Below are 17,896 nucleotides of genomic sequence, written 5' to 3'. Positions count from 1 at the left end.
ACCTTGAGCATGTCTGCCGAATCACGCAGTAACGCGGCCCCGTGGCCGGTCGCCCCGAGGCCATTTTATGAAGAAGCTTTCGGAAGCTGGCTAGGCAGGGTTGCGACGCGTTATCAGATCAGCGTTGGGACGCTATGGGAACTCAGCGTTTCGGAAGATATGCCTGTACTGGGAACTGCGGGATGGATGCTTTTCCCGGCGATTTCACATTCAGCACTTCGGCGATTCGCGACGCTCGCGCGTCTTGATGACGGCAGGTTGAGTCACATACAGACGCCGCCGGGCTGGCTCACCGACCGTCGCTGCATGCCGTACTGCTTCAGATGCCTCGTGCTAAATGACGCGGACGTGTCCGCTCCACGCTGGAAACGTGAGTGGCTTGATCCGACAGCCGAATTCTGTCGCGTACACCACAGGCCCCTGGAAACGGTGCCGGCGTCCGTGTTCCGGCTATCAAATAACTTCGATGCCGCACATCGAGCGATCGGCCGTTACCGAGAGAGATGCTTGTTCTAGGCCACCGGCCGGCTGTGCTAGCAGAATTAACGGACAGCATTAGCGCTTCAATGGACACCGCTAGCAAAATTAGCGATCTCCAACACCAATCCACGGAAACTGTCGTCGTGCGAGTTCGTGGAATTCCTGGTTCAACAACGCGACGCGCAATTGCACGACACTGTGTGCCCCCACGCGACTCCAGCGCATATGCTGGCTCTTGCACATTCGACGGCCAACGATTCGGTTAATTGACGATTCGACGAAGCCGGTGGAGATCCGTCCTCCCGCACATTGCCATGTGCGATAGTCGATCAGCGACTCAGCGTTGCTGTTGAGATACGTGACCACATTCGAGAGGCTATAGCTCGCTTTCCTGACTTGGCTGCTCACTGCCGGATCTCGTGTCTCACGTAGATCAAGCAAGTGAGCGAGTCTAGCTGCAAACTGCTGCCAGGCCGCTGTGCGTCCGACCCAAACGTAGTGGCGGAAGCGGACAAACATATCCCACAGTTCAAACGCTGATCCACTGTCCGTGAGTCGCCCATATGCCAGAGGCGCGATAGCCTGCTCAATGCGTCGCAACATCCTCCCAATGTGTGCCCAATCGAGAATCCACTCGTTATCGTATGGGAGATCATTAGCGACGCCGGCCAGGTCCCGAGCTGCATCAGTCAGGACAACGACTTCATTAGGATCCCCGTATCCGCTGTCCTCGAGGAATCGTGTCATTTCTTGATTCAGTCGCCTGGTGCGCGGCATGGCGGAGGCCCACACTCTTGGTTGCTTACCGGCTTGGCCCAAAGCAGCAACCACGACTGCGATCGACGACGACCGGTTCCCGGCTTCTGCGCGGTTTTCCTTGCCCGAACCCTTGCGATTGCAACGTGCGCGACGAACATAGCCGACGTCAATGCCAAGCTCCGCAATCGGTTTTTCCATCTCGCACCACCGACGCACCGGCCGTGCGTGCTGTATCGATTTTCCGATGGCCACGGTGTGGTTGCGAATGGTTACATGATTGTCGCGACCTGAGGTGGGTAGCAGAAGGTCCATGACGGCCTTGGCTTGCCGTAGGGCATCGTGGCGCCAAGCTCCGCGTGCAGCCATCTCAGTTCACCGGTACTTGCCTCCGTCAGGTAGTTCTTGAGCGGAGAAACATATCTTGCGCCGTCAGCACCGCAATTGCAGGCCTTCCATTGTTCGCGGCAATAGTAAACCTTTCCCAGCGCGGTCTTCAGCTCCGAGCAATGATTATCATGCAGCCGACGCTGGACGCCGCAATCCACACAGGATCTACGCGAGGCGCAAAAACGTTCGATCTGCTCGACAACAAACTCCTGCTGCACAATTGAGCAATGACTTGCCTTCGGCGAGCGACAGTCCCACGTCTCCGGGTGTCTGGTCTTCGATGGGCCTGTGAAGCCGCATGACCTCAACCCGCTTCACTACATTCCCATGGCCGTTATCGAACTCAACAACGATCGTGCATCGCATGGCGGCTCCTAGTCTCACGGTTAGGGAGACGATACCCCTCCGTGCGCTAGTCTCCCAGCCTTTTTAACGGCTTCCGCCAACATCCGATCATATAACCGTCCCGGATCTCCGCCCCGTAAGGATCGCTCGACCAGCCCTCGCCGGGCGGCACGACATCGCGGTGTGCGTTCAGTGCAATCGTCGGACCGTCACCGAAGCGATGCCGAACCACCAGGTTCGTCACGCTGATCATGCCAGCCTGAGCGACAGCGTCTGCCGGCACGACGTGTCGCTCGACTTCAAAGCCGAGCCCTTCCAGCGCGCGGGCGGCCAGATCGGCGTGACCCGCACAATCGCCCGGCGGGTTGTCAGAGGGCTCGCGAACTAGGGCGGCCAGAAATTCGACTTCCGCATCGAAGCGATCGTCGATCGTTTCCAGAAGGGCTTGCGTTGTCATTCGATCCATCAGTTCCGGGATGAAGGAGCGTAAAACGGCTGACGCGGCGGCGTTACAGCGAAATAGTCAGTGTAAAAGGCCTTTACATGGGGAAATACTGCCGTGCCCAGTTCCCGCTCCGCCTGCTTCAGCTCGTTGCGCGGCTTCGCGAGAGTCTGTTCGATCTCGTTGAGGATCGCATCGCGATCCACGTGCGTGAACCGGCCATCCCGGTACACCACTTCGCCGGCAATCATCACGGCATCGACCGCATTGGTCTTGGCGCGCTGCATGAGCGCATCGAGCATCGGAATGTTATCGTCCTGATATGGATACGTGGCCGTCTTCCAGTTCATCAGCACCAGATCGGCCAGGCGTCCGGTTTCCAGGCGACCAATTTGTGCGCCGAACGGGGTGGTTCGAGCGCCATCCTCGGTGGCCATCTTCAGTATCTGCGGGCAGGTCGGCACGTCGTCGTCCATTCCCGGCGTGCGGTGTACGCGCAGTGCGAGGCGCATCTCCTGCAACATGTCGCGGTCTTCGTTGATACCCGCTTCGTCGAGCCCCATGCCGACGGTCACACCGTATTTGGCAAACGCATTCAGGGGTGCCACGCCACTGCGCAAACGTAGATTCGAACTGCAGTTATGGCAGATGCAGGTGCCGGTATGCGCGACCATCTCGATGTCTGCTTCGGTCAGCCACACGCCATGGCCGAGGGTTAGCGACGGACCGAGCAGACCGAGATCGTTCAGATGCGCGACCGCCGTCTTGCCCGTCCGGCGGCGCGCGTATTCCTTCTGGTAGGCGGTTTCGAGCAAATGCATATGCATCGGTACGCCGGCTTTGTCGGCGCGTTCCTTGATGGCAAGCAGTGTCTCATCGCTGCACCAGTGCAGGTTGGCAGGTGCAAGCTGAATCCGGGTCAGCGATTGGCCTTCATTGTCCTGCGTGAGCATGTCGAACAACTGCAGATGGTCGGCCAGCGGGACCCGCTGCGCTTTCAGATGCGCGGCGAGCTTCGCCCCGATGTCGGCCGGCAGGCGTTTGACGAAGTCTTCGTCGGCTTCGTAGACAAGCAGATTCTGCTCGCGCACGGCGAAGCTGTACGACGCGCGCATGCCGATGTCCCGGTACGCCTTCAGAACGCCGGACGCGGCTTCATGTATCGACGACAGCGGACCAGGCCGCCAACCGTGGATGTGCTGCACCGTGGTAATGCCGGACGCGATCATTTCGAAGGCGGAGTACAGGGTATCGAGGTAAAGATCGATCTCGCGTGTACCCATCCGGCTTGCAAACCACAGTTCCAGCGCGTAGTCCGGAGAGCCGTGTTGCAGCGGCGTCAGGCCGACGTGATGGTGACTGTTGACGAAGCCAGGCAGCAGCACCGTATCGGGCGAGCCGAGACGCGGCGCGTTCGGATACTTTGCGATCAGCTGCTGCGCATCGCCGATCTCGACGATCACGCCGTCGCGTTGATACAGGGCGCCGTCGCGGATGACCTCTGCGGTGTGCCGGTCGGCGACGCCCTTGACGATCCAGCCAGCGACAATCAATGTTTCGGACATGGTTGCTTTTACCTGAATGGAGAAGAGTAGTTTCAGAACGATGGTGTGTCGTATAGATCGACACGCCGATGATCGAAGTAAGACAGCTTTTCGCGGGTCGCCGCGATCTCTGCATGCGCGAGCGTCGCGCTGACAATGCCGGGTCCTTCGTTGCCGGGCCGGCGGCCGAGTACAGCGCCGTCGGCGGCAATCACACATGACTCGCCATAGTTGTCGATGCGCACGCCATCGAGGAATTCGTCACCGATCTTGTTCGCGCAAACGACCGCCAGCCCATTTTCCCGCGCGTGCGTGCGCAGCTCCCCGACGAAGAAATCCATGTCGTCGCCACCGCTGCCGGCGACGGGCACGATGACGAGATCGGCGCCGGCCGCACGCAACGCGCGCCAGCATTCTGGAAAGCGGCGGTCGTAGCAGACCAGAACGCCGATGCGCCACGCGCCTACCTGCACGACGTGCAGTGCGTCGCCAGGCGTGAAGTGCGCGGCTTCGTCGTAGCCGGGCGGCGGGTCGTCGCCGACTGGCAGGTGAAGCTTGCGCGCAACCGGGCCGGCGCGCAGCGGCTTGCCGTCGGCATCGAAGCCGAGCACGGCGTTGTGATACCGGCCACTCGCCCGATCGATTTCGTAGAACGGTACGAACAGCGCGATGCCACGCTTCCTGGCCAGCGCGGCGCAGCGTGCGGCGAGGGGACCGTCGGCGGGCTCCGCCCAGTCACGATATTGCCCGCCCGGCGCGCTCGCGAAGTACGGCACCATCGAGAGCTCGGGCAAGACGATCAACTGGGCGCCATCATCGGCGGCGGCGTGCACGGCGGCAAATGCCACGGCCTCGTTACTGGAAAGGTCGGTTGTGCAGGGGGGCAATTGCAGTGCCGCGACCCGAAGTGTGCCCAGAGTTACCGACGGATTCATCGGACCCGCTCCTGCTCGGCGAAGGCGCGATCGACTTCATCGCGCATCAGGTCGGTAAGGTGGACGCTGAGATCGTGGAACGCCCTGCTGCGCGTGTCTCGCGGACGAGGCAGATCGACTGGAATGATGGTCTTGATGCGCCCCGGGCGCGCGGTAAACACGACGATTCGGTCGGCGAGCGCAATGGCTTCGTCGATGTGGTGAGTGACGAACACCATCGACACGCTACTTTGCCGCCAGACCTGGATCAGGAAGTCCTGCATCTTCGCACGTGTTTGCACGTCCAGCGCGGCGAACGGCTCGTCGAGCAGCAGTATCTCGGGTTTCAGCGCGAGTGCGCGCCCCACTGCAACACGCTGGCGCATGCCGCCCGAGAGCTGGTCGGGCCGTTTATCGATGGCTTCGGACAAGCCGACACGCTCGAGAATTTCCTCTGCGATACGCCGCCGGTTTTCCTTGGGCATGTGCTGCATTTTCAGGCCGAAGGTGATGTTTTCGCCCACGCTCAGCCATGGGAAGAGCGAGGCGTCCTGGAAGACGAGTCCTCGGTCCGTGCCCGGTCCGCTCACCTCGGCGCCGCCGCACATGATGCGACCGCTGGATACCTGTTCCAGTCCTGAGATCAGATAGAGCAGGGTGCTTTTGCCACACCCGCTTGGACCGAGGAATACGACGAATTCGCGGCGCGCGATATCCAGGTCGATATCACGCAAGGCAACGAACGGTGCGCCGTCTGTCTGCCATGTTTTGCCGACGCCCTTGCAGGTGACGAGCGGCGGTTGCACGGAAGCTGATTTGTTCTGGCTCATATCATTTCCCCAGACCGTTACTTGGCACCCAGAACAGCACCTTGCGCTGGACGATTCGCAGCGCAACGTCGAAGGCGAAGCCGGTGACGCCGATCAGCGTCATCGTGAAGAACGACAGGCTCGAGTTGAAGGTATTGCGCGCGAGCATGACGACCTGGCCGAGCCCGCTGCCGACGCCGGTCGCTTCCGCCACCAGCACCACCATCCACGCGCCGAACAGGTTCATGCGCAGCACCATGAAGAGCGACGGCAAAATGGCCGGCAGAATCACATGGCGGAACGTCTGCGCGCGCGTCGCGCCCATCACGGCGGCGACGTTAAGGTGGGTGCGGCGGCCATCTCAACCTTCAACGCATGGGGATTCCAGCCGATTCCAGTGGGGCGACGCTGATCCATGCACCATGGCCGTTTCAGCCGACTTTGCCTCTTGCAAAAAACCCGTAACCAGTTGAAGGTGTGGGAGCGCAACGTGACAATGTTGTCATGTGCGCGTCAGCTTGGGGTCACACCCGGTTACACAGAATGAAATCAGCTCATCGTCTCTGGAGGCCTTGAGCACGCGCTTCGTTCAAAGAGAGTGAAGTTGAACGTCTCCTAACTCTACCTGGCATGCATTGCCGTTAACGCACCGATGCAAAGCAAAAGCCGGCGCTACGCACCCAGCCCTTCGAGACGTGGGAACGCGTGACGTGCATTTCGACGGTGCAGCTACCCCGACATATCACTTCGTAACACTAACTAACGCTGGTCGAACGCGGCACACAAGTTGACATTACCCTTTTAACGCTCGCGGCTTGAAATGATTCGTCATTGCGCACATCGGAAAAGACTCTTTACGCCATTCGCGTGTCATCACGATTATCCGCCCCGTACACTGCGCGCTCGATTATCAGAGTGTTTCGCCGCGGCCATCGGCGCCCTGCCCAGCATCGCCAACCGCGGTCTGTTTTGTTTCACCATGCAATCTGGAGAAGAACATGAAGAAAACGCTTTTTGCCGCCTCATTGCTGGGCGCGTTTGCGGTCTCGGCGCAAGCTCAAAGCAGCGTGACCCTCTACGGCACGCTGGACGCAGGGCTGGTCTACTCGAATAATCAGTTGGGCCATAGCAACTTTCAGCAGGGAAGCGGGTCCCTGTCGAATACGTTGTTCGGCGTGCGCGGCAATGAAGACCTCGGCGGTGGCCTGCATGCGATCTTCACGTTGGAAAGCGGCTTCAACCTCAACAATGGCGCATTCAAAGAAAACGGCACGATGTTCAACCGTCAGGCTTATGTCGGCCTGAAGAGCGATCAATATGGCCAGATCACTCTGGGTCGCCAATACGACTCGATGGTCGACTATCTCGCACCGATTTCAGCTGCAGGCTACGGTTATGGCAATAATCTGGCCGCCCACCCGTTCGATAATGACAATCTCGACGGTACTTTCTCGGTTAAGAACTCCGTAAAGTACACGAGCGCGAATTACAACGGCATCCAGTTCGGCGGCTTGTATGGCTTCAGCAATGCGGCCGGTCAGTTCTCGAACAACCGGGCATGGAGCGCGGGCGCTTCATACCAGAACGGTCCGTTGAATGTCGCGGCCTCGTATTTGCAACTGAACAATTCCGGCAGCAACAACACCGGTGGCGCGGTCTCGTTGGGCAACGGCGACGCAAACATTGCCGCGGCCCTGCAGCGCACTTACGGCGCCGGCGCGAACTACACGTACGGCGCGGCGACCGTCGGCTTCCTGTATACCCACACGCAGCTGGACAATGTACAAGGCATCAACGTCGGCGGGACGGTCATCGGCGGCATCGGCGGCACGAACCTTCATATGGACAATTATGAACTCAACGGCCGTTACGCATTGACGCCGGCGCTGAGCCTCGCGGCCGCCTACACGTTCACCGACGGCAAGGTCACCGGTTCCAACGGAGCGGGCGATCCTAAGTGGCAGACGGGCTCGCTGCAAGGCGACTACGCTTTGAGCAAGCGCACGGATGTGTACCTGGAAGGTGTGTACCAGCACGCCTCGGGTCAGTTGGGATCGCTGGGTGCGAACGTGGCCGCGATCAATACGCTGTCGCCGTCGTCCACCGCCAACCAGACGGCGGTGACGATCGGCATGCGCCATCGCTTCTGAGGTGAATCCGCCATTTCCTGATCGAGCCGCTAGTTAGGAAAGCAACCACAACCGCGCACCGGTCGCAGGTCGGCGCGCGGTCGCGTGCGTTTGCGCGCTATTCTCTCCGTGTCGTGGGCTTTCGGTCCTGTCGCCCTCCCGCTTGCCCTCAAAAGTTTCCTCAAATTTACTCATCATGCTATTCGTTTTTCCCGCAGGGCCGATACGTCTTCGTGATGTCGTGCAATATGAAATGGCGCGAAGATTCTTGTACGGCGCAGACGAGGGGATCGTGGCGCGATGCGCCGACGGTGGAACAAAGATCTCGAACGGCAGATCAGCTGTTGCAGTAGTGGCGCGGGTTGTCGGGTAGCTGAGCGCGATCACCCGCGCCCAGCCTCCTCAGGTAGGGTCGAGAACTGGCGCGCGCACCGGTAGGCGCTGGTGGTTATTCCACCGCTTTCGCGATGCCCCGCATCCGGCAACCATGGTCACGTTTTTAGCTCACGCCACGTCGAACGCAGCGGGCCGATTTCCGGCACTACGCTCTCCTGTGTGCTTCATGTCAAGATTTATGGGATCTATCACGCGGGGCGCGCTTTGGCTGCGGCAGCAGGACGAACACGATAGCCGTTGAACAGCTTCAGTTCCTCATACAACCCGGTGCGGCTATTGTCTTTATTGACCTCGACCTGCAGTTTGGCGAATTTTTCCTGAAGTCGCCTGGTCACCGCCCTCAGCAGCCACGCATGGCGCGGATGGGCATCGATCAGCACCCCCCGATCGTCAGCGAATCGGGCATGCCCGACGTAGGTGTACTTCCCGTTGCGCGCGGCTTCTTTCGCCCGCTCGGGCATACGGTCTACGTCAATGAGATAGATGTTACTGAGCAATGGTGAAAGCACCCCGCCTTGCCGAACGCCTTATTTGCCCGACGCCGTCAGCATCAGCTTCAGCACATGCATTACGTCGTCGTCCTTGACCCGACGCGCCACCTGACGCGGGTCTTGCACTGAACAATCGCCGTCGCTACCCGATGCACCGCTTCATGCGCGGTACGCTTGAGACGATACGCGTTATTTTGGTCTTGTTTGGCGATAGGACTAACCCGCGTTCCGCCCGAGATTCAATCACTGCGGGCTTGAGCTCCTACGCAAACGCCCCAGGAATGCCATAAGCGTTTTCGCCAGCCGCAGGTAGGCCGCCTGGTCGACCAACTGGGCACTAAGCGCGTGCAGCTCGTCCTGGAGGCTTAAGCGGCGCAACTCCGCTTGGCACATGGTCGGACTTGGCTGCGATTCCATTCATAACGCCGGCGACCTCACCGAGGTTGTAGGGTCCGTTGTGAGTGTAGAAATGCGCGTCGACAGAGAACTTACTTTTCATCATGTATCTCGTCTTTTTAGCTCGGCTGTGCTCGCTATATGTCGCGTAGCACATCACGTGCTTCTTTAACAGACAAAATCATCCCCATATCTTTCATTGCCTCACTATGTGTGTATCGCAACTCACGATTTGCGTTGAAGCGGGTGCACGTTGCCCGGTTCACCGGCGCGAATACCACTTACCTTGGCAGCCGGTTCGGCAAACTGTAATAACGCCCCGGCGGCATCATCTGTAGACCACCTGGACACAGTCGACCCAGCAGCGTTGGAGGCGGCCCCAGGTGCGTTTGCAGCAGCGGGCGCGGGGGCAACTGTGCTGGACTGTCCGGCCGCTCCGGACGCCGGCGTGCTTATGCTGTCTGGGCCTGTATCGGGGCCCGAGTCGTCGTAGGCCGGCCGAGGTGGATTGCCGTCGGAGATCAGATACTGGCGACGCTGCAGATACGCGTCTCGTACGAACGAATACTTGTCGAGGGCAGCACCCGCCAGGAGATTCTCCGCGCCGAGCAGCGATGCGCGCTCGCTAACGACCCGCACGCCATAAAGTGTCGTCCGGACCCAGATCGGCTGGATGTACGTTGTCAGATCCGCTTCGAACTCGACGAGCATCCCCGCAGTGTCACGCACGGTGCTCGGACCGAGCAGCGGAAGAACGAGATACGGCCCCGGCGGCACGCCATAATGACCGAGCGTCAACCCAAAGTCGGCCGTGTGCTTTGGCAGTCTCGCGAGCGTCGCGACGTCGAACAGGCCGCCGACACCAAAGACCGTATTGATGGTGACGCGCATGACATCCTCGACGCCATCGGTAATTTTCAACTGCAGCAGATCGTTGGCAGCCGTGTATACGTCGCCGATGTTAGAAAAAAAGTTCGTAACGCTGTCCTGCACCGGCTGCGGCAGTGCCCGTACATACGCCTGAGCGACCGGCTTCAAGGCGTACTGGTCGACCTTGTCATTGAACGTGAAGACAGTACGATTGAGCGCTTCCAGTGGATCACCCCTGGTCGGCGTCTGTACCGTCGCACAGCCTGCGAGTACCAGTGCTGCCGCCACTGCCATCCCTGTGGCGCGTATCGTTGTCGTTACTGCTTTGCTCATTTCGCCGGGACACTCGCTTGAGGCTAGATCTCTGACAATGCGTAACATTCAATACACCGCCGGCATGCCTGGCGGACGATGTTTGAAGCGTGGGTGCACCCAGTAATGTTGCTCGGGAAATTTCACGATCTGTTCCTAAAGAAATTCATTCATGCGACGCGGATCGACCGTGTCACTCCAGAAGGGAAATCGGTAAGCGGCTTGGAGATTGTCACCTTGTACCCTTGGTCATTGGCAAGCAAGTGATTCGTTATCAACCTGACCACAGCGCATCGATTGACATTGTCCGCGCAATTGCGCCGGCACGATCAAGCGGGGCTACGCGCCCGAGCCGGGAGTTTCGCGAAGTTGAACGGCAGCAGCTTCGAGGCATTGGCATTCGGCGCGTGCTGCGACAATTCGGTGAGTACATGCAGGAAGTACACGTAGGGCTCGAGTTGCAGGCCGTCCCCCTGACGCATGCCGATCCTGCCGTCCGCTTCGACATTTAGCGGTACTTCATCCACCTGGCTTCGCAATTTGTCGCAAACGCCTTGCGAGCGCTTTGGAGACGATCGGCGTGCCTTCTCCAGCCACGCCGCCTTGCGCCGCTTCGCTATCGCGCAGAAACAGGCTGACTTCGCCCGCTACAATTTCGCGCTCGTTGTCGGAGACGATCATGTGATACGAGTCGTCGAGATATATAGAACGCACGAACGATGCCCCAATGTGCGCGCTGACGAATCTCGCGTTGTTGGCACTCGCGGTTTCATCATCTATGGCGTGAACCGTGAGGCAATCGGTCTTAATATCGCCCAGGAACCTGCGCACGCTTTTCGCGAGCCGGGACGCTTCATGAAGCGCCGACAGCGATATGGTGGAAGGACCAATCTCGCTGATCGCGTTGCTTTGCATCGCGCGAGCAATTTTCGCGCGAAGCGCTTCGTTCTTGAGCCCGAATGGCGATTCTTCGCGATATCGCCACCTTCCTCGCATCGGCGTGTAATAGGCCAGACCTAGCAGGAATTGATACCACGGGATAGCCCAGCCGTCGTAGGCTAGCGTGACGGACAAGAGAATGACCGCCTGAGCCGAGGGTCGCTGCTTGACGAGCGCGAGCGCCAAAGTCGCCCCGATCGAGAGGCCGCACACCGAAACGCGTCGATATCGTTGGGAAAGTTCGTCGAATCTGCCGACGGCCGCTGCAAGCCACTGCTCCATCCTTCTTTCCGGCGATCCGGCACTATAGCCGTCGAACACTGGCGCATAGGTTGCGAAGCCACTGCGCGCCAAAGCGCGAGCTAGAAACCGCATCTCCAGCGGCGAACTCGAAAGACCATGGACCAGGAGCACCGCGTGATCCCCACTTGCGTTGAACTGCGACTTCGTGTTTAACAATTTCAATCCTCACTTCGCTCACTAGAAACTCGCCGGCGTGCGTCAAAGTCTATTCGCCGCGCTGTCGATCAGCTTGTACTGTCCTACGCCCACGTCGATGCGAGTGCGATGGCAGCTACTAGGCACGAGTGTGGATGAGAGGCGGCTGATATCGTTCGCATGGACATGCTCATAGCGCATCCCCGGCGCGGTCGCCGCTGGTTTCGTTTTTGGTGCGGAAGCCGGGTCACTCTCGCCATGGCAGCGCACTGCCTGGTGAACGGGCGCCTGAGTCGGGACAATGTCATCGTGATAGCGAGGAAGATTTCGTATCAGCCGATGAGTTTCATCTGCAGCGCGACTGGCGATCGCGCGTTCATTATCCGCACGCAAGAGCATTTCATAGCGCGACTGCGCCACCAGGGCGATGAGTTCGGCGCGATATTCAGAACGTCGCAACCTCTCTATCAGGCAAATCACCAGCATGCTAACCAGCGGGAGCGACACGATCAGCGCAACGTCGGACTGATCCAATACTCCTATCTGCTGGTACGGGGGCACAAACAGGAAGTCGGCGAGCGCAAGGCCAACTGCCATGACGGCGAGCGCAGGCGCCATTCCGAAGAAATATTCGATCAACGCGGCGGCGATGAAGTATGCCGTTCCAGGCATGATTGGTCCTAGTAGCGGGTGCAGCAGCAACCGAACTCCACTTGCGATGACGAGTGCGAATACCGCAAAATACCAGCCCCCGAGACCCCGCGGAGCCCAGCGGCTTGCATTACGAACTTTCATATAGTGTCGTTTGATTTGGTGCCTTGCATTCGGCGGCTGAGAGGGCGAGCACACGTCTGGCCCCCATATCGAGGAGAGCCAAAGCAAAGTGATAGCCGGCTATTACGGTCCATGAAACGAGCTAATATCCGCTGGGCGGAGAGCGCGTCCAGCGTTGACGGAACCGATACGTCGACAGGTTTAGGTTCGCAGCTCGCGCGTACTGCCAGACTGACCAGATCGCGCACTTTTGATCGAGCAGACCGACAAAAGCGACATGTCTGACATTTGTGACAAGTAAATCCGTGCGTCGCACCGACTTTTCTAAGCGCTTCCATCGCCGCCAGATTGCCTTGCGCTTGAACGGTCGCGAGGGCAGTGTTTCCCCGCGCGTCCGCATGATCCGGGTCCGCGCCATGCGCGATCAGGTCATCGAACAAGCCAAAGCGTCCAAAAAGCGCGGCGAAAGCAAGTGCGGTTTCGCCCGCGTTATTGGTTGCGTTAACGTCGCAGCGCGCTTGCAGGAGCGTCCTTGCGATGTCGAGCTGACCTTTGTAAATGACGCCCATCAAAGCCGTGTTGCCATTGTGGTCCGCTGCGCACGCATTCGCGCCGGCGGCCATCAGCTTGCCGAGCGTATCGGGATGATTGTCGTAGGCGGCAAGAATCAGCGCTGTGTAGCCGCTCGAATTGGCGCTTTCGATGGGGTAACCCGCCTTGAGCAAAGCATCGAGAATGTCCCATCGTCCTTCTCGTGCAGCGTTGAACCATTCCTTGTCGTATTGATGCGCGGCGACGTGCTGGCTCGCGTCCAGATGCAGAGCAGGAGCAGTCGTGACTTCCGATGCGCATCCTGCCAAAACCACTGCACATGCAGCCACGCTAGCGATGGAACGCCATGTAAAGCCAAAGTTTCCGAGCTCCTTCAAACCAGATGTTTCCGTGAGACGAGGCACGCTGGTTTAGCGGCGCGCCTCTTGTTAGCGGTGACGGCTAAAGGCGAATCAAGCTTGCCTGAAATTACTCGTCGGACAGCTTCGCCGACAAGGTCTTCACCTTCGAGCCGTCCGCGTTCAGCGCACGGATCAGGCGGGCGCCCAGGTCGGGATCGGCCTTGTTGAAGTAAGACAGCATCGTGTACTCGTTGTCTTCATTCGTGACATGCCTCAAGTCGCCGGACAGCGCGGTGACGAGATCGCCCTTGCCTTGCTCGGTAAGACTTTCGTAATACTGGCCCGCTTGCCGGAAGTTCTGCTTCTTGTGAATCGCGATCTGCTGCGTTGTTCCGGACAATGGCGTCTGCACGTACTTGTATTTCGGGTTCTGGCTTAGCTCGCTAATCCCCGACGGCTCATAGTTGACGTCGCCGGTACGACCGCTCGCGTTCATTTTTCCGTCTTGATTGTTGCTGTGGACGTCAACCAGCGGCCGGTTGATCGGAAGCGAATTGTAGTTCGCACCCAAGCGGTACATTTGCGTATCGGCGTACGCAAACAGACGGCCCTGGAGCATCCGGTCTTCCGACGGTTCAATGCCAGGAACCAGTCGGGACGGCGCGAACGCGGACTCTTCGGTGGACTCGAAGTAGTTGTCGGGCACGCGGTTCAGCGTCATTGTGCCGACCTTGCGCTCAGGTACGCCGAGCCAGTCCTTGGTGTCGTCAAGCGCATCGTAAGAGAACTTGTTCAGGTCGGACGGCTTAAGAACCTGGATATACAGATCCCACTTGGGGAAATCGCCTTTACGGATCGAGCCGTAGAGATCGTTGGTCATCAGGTTCCAGTCCGCGCCAATAGATCCGGCGATTTCACCGGGACGCAAGTCCTTCTTGCCCTGGTCGCTGACCCAGTGGAACTTGACGTAGTGCACCTCGCCCTTCGCATTCACGAACTTAAAGGCATGTACTCCAAATCCGTCCATGTGCCTGTAAGAATCGGGCATGCCCTCGTCGCTATAAAGATGCGTGAGCATATTCGTCGCCTCGGGCGTATGCGCGAAGAAATCAAACGCCAGATTGGCATCCTGGACGCCAGTGACCGCGCTGGGTTTGTTGGCGTGGACGAAGTCCGGGAACTTGATCGCGTCGCGGATGAAGAAGATCGGCCAGTTAATGCCAACCATGTCCCAATTGCCCTGCCCAGTGTAGAACTTGATCGCGAAACCGCGGGGATCGCGCGCTTGTTCAGGAGATCCGCGGTAGCCCATCACCGTTGAGAACCGCACGAATACCGGCGTTTTACTGCCCGGCGAGAAGACCTGTGCCGTTGTCAGGTCGGATAGATCGGCACTTGGAACGAACTCGCCAAAGGCACCTGTTCCTCGCGCATGAACGACACGTTCGGGAATACGCTCGCGATCGAAACGCTGCAGCTTTTCAACCAGATGCGAATCCTGCAGTAGCACGGGACCTTCGGGCCCCGCTGTTTCCGAATTCTGGTTGTCTCCAACAGGAGATCCGTTGTCGCGGGTCAGGTTGGCTGCAAAGACAGGCGGCAACATCGTGGCGCTAAAGACGACGGACAGAAGCGTTCTTTTGAAGACTCTAGTTGCATGTTGCATATGGGCTCCGGGGGTCGGTTACTACTCAAGACATCGCTAATCGGGCGGTGCATGCTATGTCGATGCCCTTGAGCGGTCCAATCGCCATTTTTAATGAACGCGATAGTCATGGACCAGGCTTGCGTACATAACAGACCTGTCAGCGATAAAAACATTCGGTTTCCTAACTTCTCAATGGTGATTCAACGGCACCCATGCCGAATGACACGGATCCTTCATGCCACAGCAACCTCAGAGGAGAGGCTAATGCAGCAGCGCTGCCGGTCGGACATTCGTACGCGCAGTAGAGAACAACCGCGTTGGGGCTTCGCTCTGGCATATGCGTGCGGTGACGAGGCACGCCAACGTCTGTGCTATTTAAAGAACGGCGTCTGTGCGATTTTGGCGATGACGAGGCACTTGGCTAACACGAGCTAACCCTGCAGTACGCCCCTCCCGGGGGCGTTCTCTGAGCGTGAGCTTCTACGCCGACGGTTCGTCCGCCGCAGCAGTACAAGCGACAACGCGATCCCACTGGATAACCGTCGGCCACGCCTGACGGTAGCCGTAGTCTGGCCGGCAGACTCTGAAAGTTCCTAGTTTCTTCACAGACACTATTGCCGTGTCGACCAGGAGACGCAAACCAACCTCTTCGTTATGGCGATATACCACAAGGAGTCTAGATGCGTGATTCTGATGAGTGCATGGCGTCAACATTACAGTTCGGTCACGTTCGAGATGGTCGTCAAAGAGATTTGTTTAACCCGTCACTTCGATGCAGGCTCATACGAAGAAGCAGGCTCTCGACCGAGTGTTGTCAACTTGCCGAGCATGAGACGAAAAACCGGCAGGTGTGGTGATCGTTTAGAAAGCGGTTGACGGACGCGATAGTTCAAGACTGATGTCACAGTCTGCGGCAGCACTGGAACTGGGCGCTTTTTACGCACTTCAAATGCTGCTCCCGCAGTAAAGACTTCGGCTCGCTCCCGATCGGCAATACAGTTTTTCTCAAACGTATTGGAACTTGGCGCCTCGTGCTATTTCCTAACTGAAACGGCAGACCCGCCGCGTGGATCGCGAGCGACATCGTCCGCTTCGAAGACGGCAACCTCGCCGACCACTGGGATGTCCTTCAGGACGAAGCGACCACGGCCCAATCCGTTAGTGGCCTGCCGATGTTCGGCGACCTCTTTCCTGCCTGACCATGGAAGCACCAACAGGGATACGACTATGAAACTCACCGGAAACACGATCTTCATCACAGGAGGCGGTTCGGGCATCGGCCGCGGGCTTGCCGAGGCGCTGCACGGGCGCGGCAACAAGGTTATCATCGCCGGCCGTAGGCGCGGCCATCTCGACGAGGTGATTGCGGCGAACCCCGGGATGGCTGCGATCGAACTCGACATCACCGATCCGGCCAGCATCGACCGGGTAGCGGCGCAGTTGATCGCGGACTATCCCGAACTCAATGCGCTGATCAATAACGCAGGCATCATGCTGCTGGACCAGGTGGGCGGCCGGATTGACGATGCGCTGATGGTGTCCACCATTACGACCAACCTCATGGGGCCGATTCGCATGACGTCAGCTCTAATCGATCACCTCAAGACGCAGAATGACGCTGTGGTCGCCTATACGAGCTCCGTGCTTGCTTTCGTGCCGTTGGCCGCGGCCGCGGTGTACTCGTCGACCAAGGCGGCACTCCATTCGTACGTCCTCTCGCAGCGCTTGACGTTGCGGGATACGAAGGTTCGCGTGCTCGAGATTGCACCGCCCTGGGTGCGCACGGACCTCCTCAACAGCCGCGAAGCCGAACTGGCGATGCCGCTTGACGCGTTCATCGCCGAAACGATCGCTGTCCTCGGTACCGATGCGGATGAGGTTCTGGTTGAAGGTGCCAGGCCGCTGCGAGCGAACCCCGGCCCCGGCGAACAAGCCCTCGTCCATAGCTTTAATGCGCAAATGACGGAAGCCCTATCCGGGTCAACCTCAGACGTCGCTTGAGCGACCGCTGATCCCGGTGCCACATGTCAGTTCGTGAGGCATCGTCCACTATTAGACGTGCTGGACGCGAGGACTCGTTAGTGGCTTGCATGGCGAGGTCCTCGGCCCCATGTAAAGAGGTGGTCGGAGGCACGGTAGCATGTAAGACGAAAAATGCGAGTCGTGTAAGTCTGCGATAGCTCGAGCAAATGAACTCTATGGGCGATCTTCTGGAGAGATTCCCCTTTCTGCCAGCGTTCCCAGATCAGCGCTTTCTGCTTCTCGCTGTAATAAATCCGGCGTCGCTGTTTCATCTGCAACACTCCCACTGCTTGCGCAGTCTTCAGTGTGTTGCATCCACCGGTTGAATCCGCCATCCACGAACCGCCATTGACCGGATTGCACGTCATACAGGAGCCGAGAATGGCCCCGATAGCTCGCGCGAATTTCGGCCTTCCGGCGCCGCGTCCGATCGGAAATCATCAGTGATCGAAGGAATTGCGTTTCAGACTAACATTCTCGCGCTCAGCGCAGTGGTCGAAGCCGCGGGTGCAGGCGAGCATCGTGAACGCGGCACCTCCGATACACGCGCCGTCTCGAGCGAATCCAGCGCGCAGCGCAGTACAGTCTCTCCGTTCTTCTCTACCGTGTTGAAAATCCACACCGTACGTCCGCACCATAGGTGCCAGCGATAGAGAACTTCCCGCGACTCGGTAATATGGGTGTTGTGTTGACGGCTTGTACAATCCCGTGCGCTTGCACTCAACTTTGAGCTAGCTGTCGTGCTTCAGTCGTTTCAGTCGCGGCGCTTGCCGTCGTCGCTGTCACCCTTGACGACCGCTCCGGTGACCTGATCGAGGATGAGAGGACGCAGATTCGGCTCGCGCTCGAAGTCGAACATGTTATCGAGCGAATTTGCATGCCGGTCGACGGATCCCGTACCTGCGGGA

General features: G+C 58.9%; 13 protein-coding genes and 4 pseudogenes. 4 read left to right on the top strand and 13 right to left on the bottom strand.

Annotated features, from left to right (window positions below):
- The first annotated feature begins 9 nt into the window (after positions 1 to 9).
- The gene (locus tag PQR02_RS36975; RefSeq protein ID WP_408242808.1) at positions 10 to 516 is read left to right on the top strand and encodes a TniQ family protein; all 507 of its coding nucleotides are present in this window, start codon (positions 10 to 12) and stop codon (positions 514 to 516) included.
- Between the two features lie 69 nt (positions 517 to 585).
- On the opposite strand, the pseudogene PQR02_RS36970 reads toward PQR02_RS36975, so the two are convergent.
- From PQR02_RS36970 to PQR02_RS36945, 6 genes and pseudogenes are all read right to left on the bottom strand, one after another.
- Positions 586 to 1,992, bottom strand: a pseudogene (locus tag PQR02_RS36970) (ISKra4 family transposase).
- 82 nt (positions 1,993 to 2,074) lie between these two features.
- A pseudogene (locus tag PQR02_RS36965) lies at positions 2,075 to 2,428 on the bottom strand (peptidase M20); the annotation flags it as partial.
- A gap of 8 nt (positions 2,429 to 2,436) precedes the next feature.
- A complete protein-coding gene (locus tag PQR02_RS36960; RefSeq protein WP_408242806.1) occupies positions 2,437 to 3,978 on the bottom strand; it encodes an amidohydrolase family protein in 1,542 nt (513 codons plus the stop codon).
- A gap of 32 nt (positions 3,979 to 4,010) precedes the next feature.
- On the bottom strand, positions 4,011 to 4,892 hold the full coding sequence (locus tag PQR02_RS36955) for a carbon-nitrogen hydrolase family protein (protein ID WP_408242805.1): 882 nt from the start codon (positions 4,890 to 4,892) through the stop codon (positions 4,011 to 4,013).
- Entirely contained in the window at positions 4,889 to 5,677 is a 789-nt protein-coding gene (locus PQR02_RS36950) for an ABC transporter ATP-binding protein (RefSeq protein ID WP_408242804.1), read from the bottom strand. Before PQR02_RS36950 ends, PQR02_RS36955 begins: the two co-directional genes overlap by 4 nt.
- Before the next feature lie 25 nt (positions 5,678 to 5,702).
- Positions 5,703 to 6,014: pseudogene (locus PQR02_RS36945) on the bottom strand (ABC transporter permease); the annotation flags it as partial.
- Positions 6,015 to 6,678: 664 nt separating this feature from the next.
- Between PQR02_RS36945 and PQR02_RS36940 the strand changes: the two are divergent.
- Complete coding sequence (locus tag PQR02_RS36940; RefSeq protein WP_408242803.1) at positions 6,679 to 7,830, top strand: porin; 1,152 nt, start codon at positions 6,679 to 6,681, stop codon at positions 7,828 to 7,830.
- A gap of 563 nt (positions 7,831 to 8,393) precedes the next feature.
- On the opposite strand, the gene PQR02_RS36935 is transcribed toward PQR02_RS36940, so the two are convergent.
- The 7 genes from PQR02_RS36935 to PQR02_RS36905 all read right to left on the bottom strand — a co-directional run bounded on the left by PQR02_RS36935 (position 8,394) and on the right by PQR02_RS36905 (position 14,924).
- Positions 8,394 to 8,702, bottom strand: a complete 309-nt coding sequence (locus tag PQR02_RS36935; RefSeq protein WP_408242802.1) for a hypothetical protein — start codon at positions 8,700 to 8,702, stop codon at positions 8,394 to 8,396.
- A 615-nt stretch (positions 8,703 to 9,317) separates the two neighbouring features.
- Positions 9,318 to 10,295: an MlaA family lipoprotein gene (locus PQR02_RS36930; protein WP_408242801.1), complete on the bottom strand. Its 978-nt coding sequence runs from the start codon at positions 10,293 to 10,295 to the stop codon at positions 9,318 to 9,320.
- A 308-nt stretch (positions 10,296 to 10,603) separates the two neighbouring features.
- On the bottom strand, positions 10,604 to 10,801 hold the full coding sequence (locus PQR02_RS36925) for a hypothetical protein (protein ID WP_408242800.1): 198 nt from the start codon (positions 10,799 to 10,801) through the stop codon (positions 10,604 to 10,606).
- Positions 10,794 to 11,678 carry an alpha/beta hydrolase gene (locus PQR02_RS36920; RefSeq protein ID WP_408242799.1) on the bottom strand — a complete coding sequence of 295 codons (885 nt, stop codon included), beginning with the start codon at positions 11,676 to 11,678 and terminating at the stop codon, positions 10,794 to 10,796. The genes PQR02_RS36925 and PQR02_RS36920 overlap by 8 nt, the downstream gene beginning before the upstream one ends.
- Positions 11,679 to 11,714: 36 nt before the next feature.
- Positions 11,715 to 12,446 carry a DUF4118 domain-containing protein gene (locus tag PQR02_RS36915; protein WP_408242798.1) on the bottom strand — a complete coding sequence of 244 codons (732 nt, stop codon included), beginning with the start codon at positions 12,444 to 12,446 and terminating at the stop codon, positions 11,715 to 11,717.
- Positions 12,443 to 13,354, bottom strand: a complete 912-nt coding sequence (locus tag PQR02_RS36910; RefSeq protein ID WP_408242797.1) for an ankyrin repeat domain-containing protein — start codon at positions 13,352 to 13,354, stop codon at positions 12,443 to 12,445. The genes PQR02_RS36915 and PQR02_RS36910 overlap by 4 nt, the downstream gene beginning before the upstream one ends.
- A gap of 91 nt (positions 13,355 to 13,445) precedes the next feature.
- On the bottom strand, positions 13,446 to 14,924 hold the full coding sequence (locus PQR02_RS36905) for a catalase (protein WP_408242807.1): 1,479 nt from the start codon (positions 14,922 to 14,924) through the stop codon (positions 13,446 to 13,448).
- A 1,269-nt stretch (positions 14,925 to 16,193) separates the two neighbouring features.
- Between PQR02_RS36905 and PQR02_RS36900 the strand changes: the two genes are divergently transcribed.
- Both PQR02_RS36900 and PQR02_RS36895 read left to right on the top strand, forming a co-directional pair.
- Positions 16,194 to 16,967, top strand: coding sequence for an SDR family oxidoreductase (locus tag PQR02_RS36900; RefSeq protein WP_408242796.1), 774 nt, complete (start codon positions 16,194 to 16,196; stop codon positions 16,965 to 16,967).
- Positions 16,968 to 17,425: 458 nt separating this feature from the next.
- Positions 17,426 to 17,513: pseudogene (locus tag PQR02_RS36895) on the top strand (methyl-accepting chemotaxis protein); the annotation flags it as partial.
- Positions 17,514 to 17,896 lie beyond the last annotated feature (383 nt).

It is taken from the genome of Paraburkholderia sediminicola (genome assembly GCF_046026895.1).
In the GTDB taxonomy this organism is placed as follows: domain Bacteria; phylum Pseudomonadota; class Gammaproteobacteria; order Burkholderiales; family Burkholderiaceae; genus Paraburkholderia; species Paraburkholderia sediminicola_C.
This window is presented reverse-complemented; position numbering and strand designations above follow the sequence as displayed.

Excerpts from the sequence above, each read along its gene's own strand:
- PQR02_RS36975 (WP_408242808.1), top strand. The coding sequence starts at position 10 with ATGTCTGCCGAATCACGCAGTAACGCGGCCCCGTGGCCGGTCGCCCCG.
- PQR02_RS36960 (WP_408242806.1), bottom strand. The coding sequence starts at position 3,978 with ATGTCCGAAACATTGATTGTCGCTGGCTGGATCGTCAAGGGCGTCGCC.
- PQR02_RS36955 (WP_408242805.1), bottom strand. The coding sequence starts at position 4,892 with ATGAATCCGTCGGTAACTCTGGGCACACTTCGGGTCGCGGCACTGCAA.
- PQR02_RS36940 (WP_408242803.1), top strand. The coding sequence starts at position 6,679 with ATGAAGAAAACGCTTTTTGCCGCCTCATTGCTGGGCGCGTTTGCGGTC.
- PQR02_RS36930 (WP_408242801.1), bottom strand. The coding sequence starts at position 10,295 with ATGAGCAAAGCAGTAACGACAACGATACGCGCCACAGGGATGGCAGTG.
- PQR02_RS36915 (WP_408242798.1), bottom strand. The coding sequence starts at position 12,446 with ATGAAAGTTCGTAATGCAAGCCGCTGGGCTCCGCGGGGTCTCGGGGGC.
- PQR02_RS36905 (WP_408242807.1), bottom strand. The coding sequence starts at position 14,924 with ATGTTGCCGCCTGTCTTTGCAGCCAACCTGACCCGCGACAACGGATCT.
- PQR02_RS36900 (WP_408242796.1), top strand. The coding sequence starts at position 16,194 with ATGAAACTCACCGGAAACACGATCTTCATCACAGGAGGCGGTTCGGGC.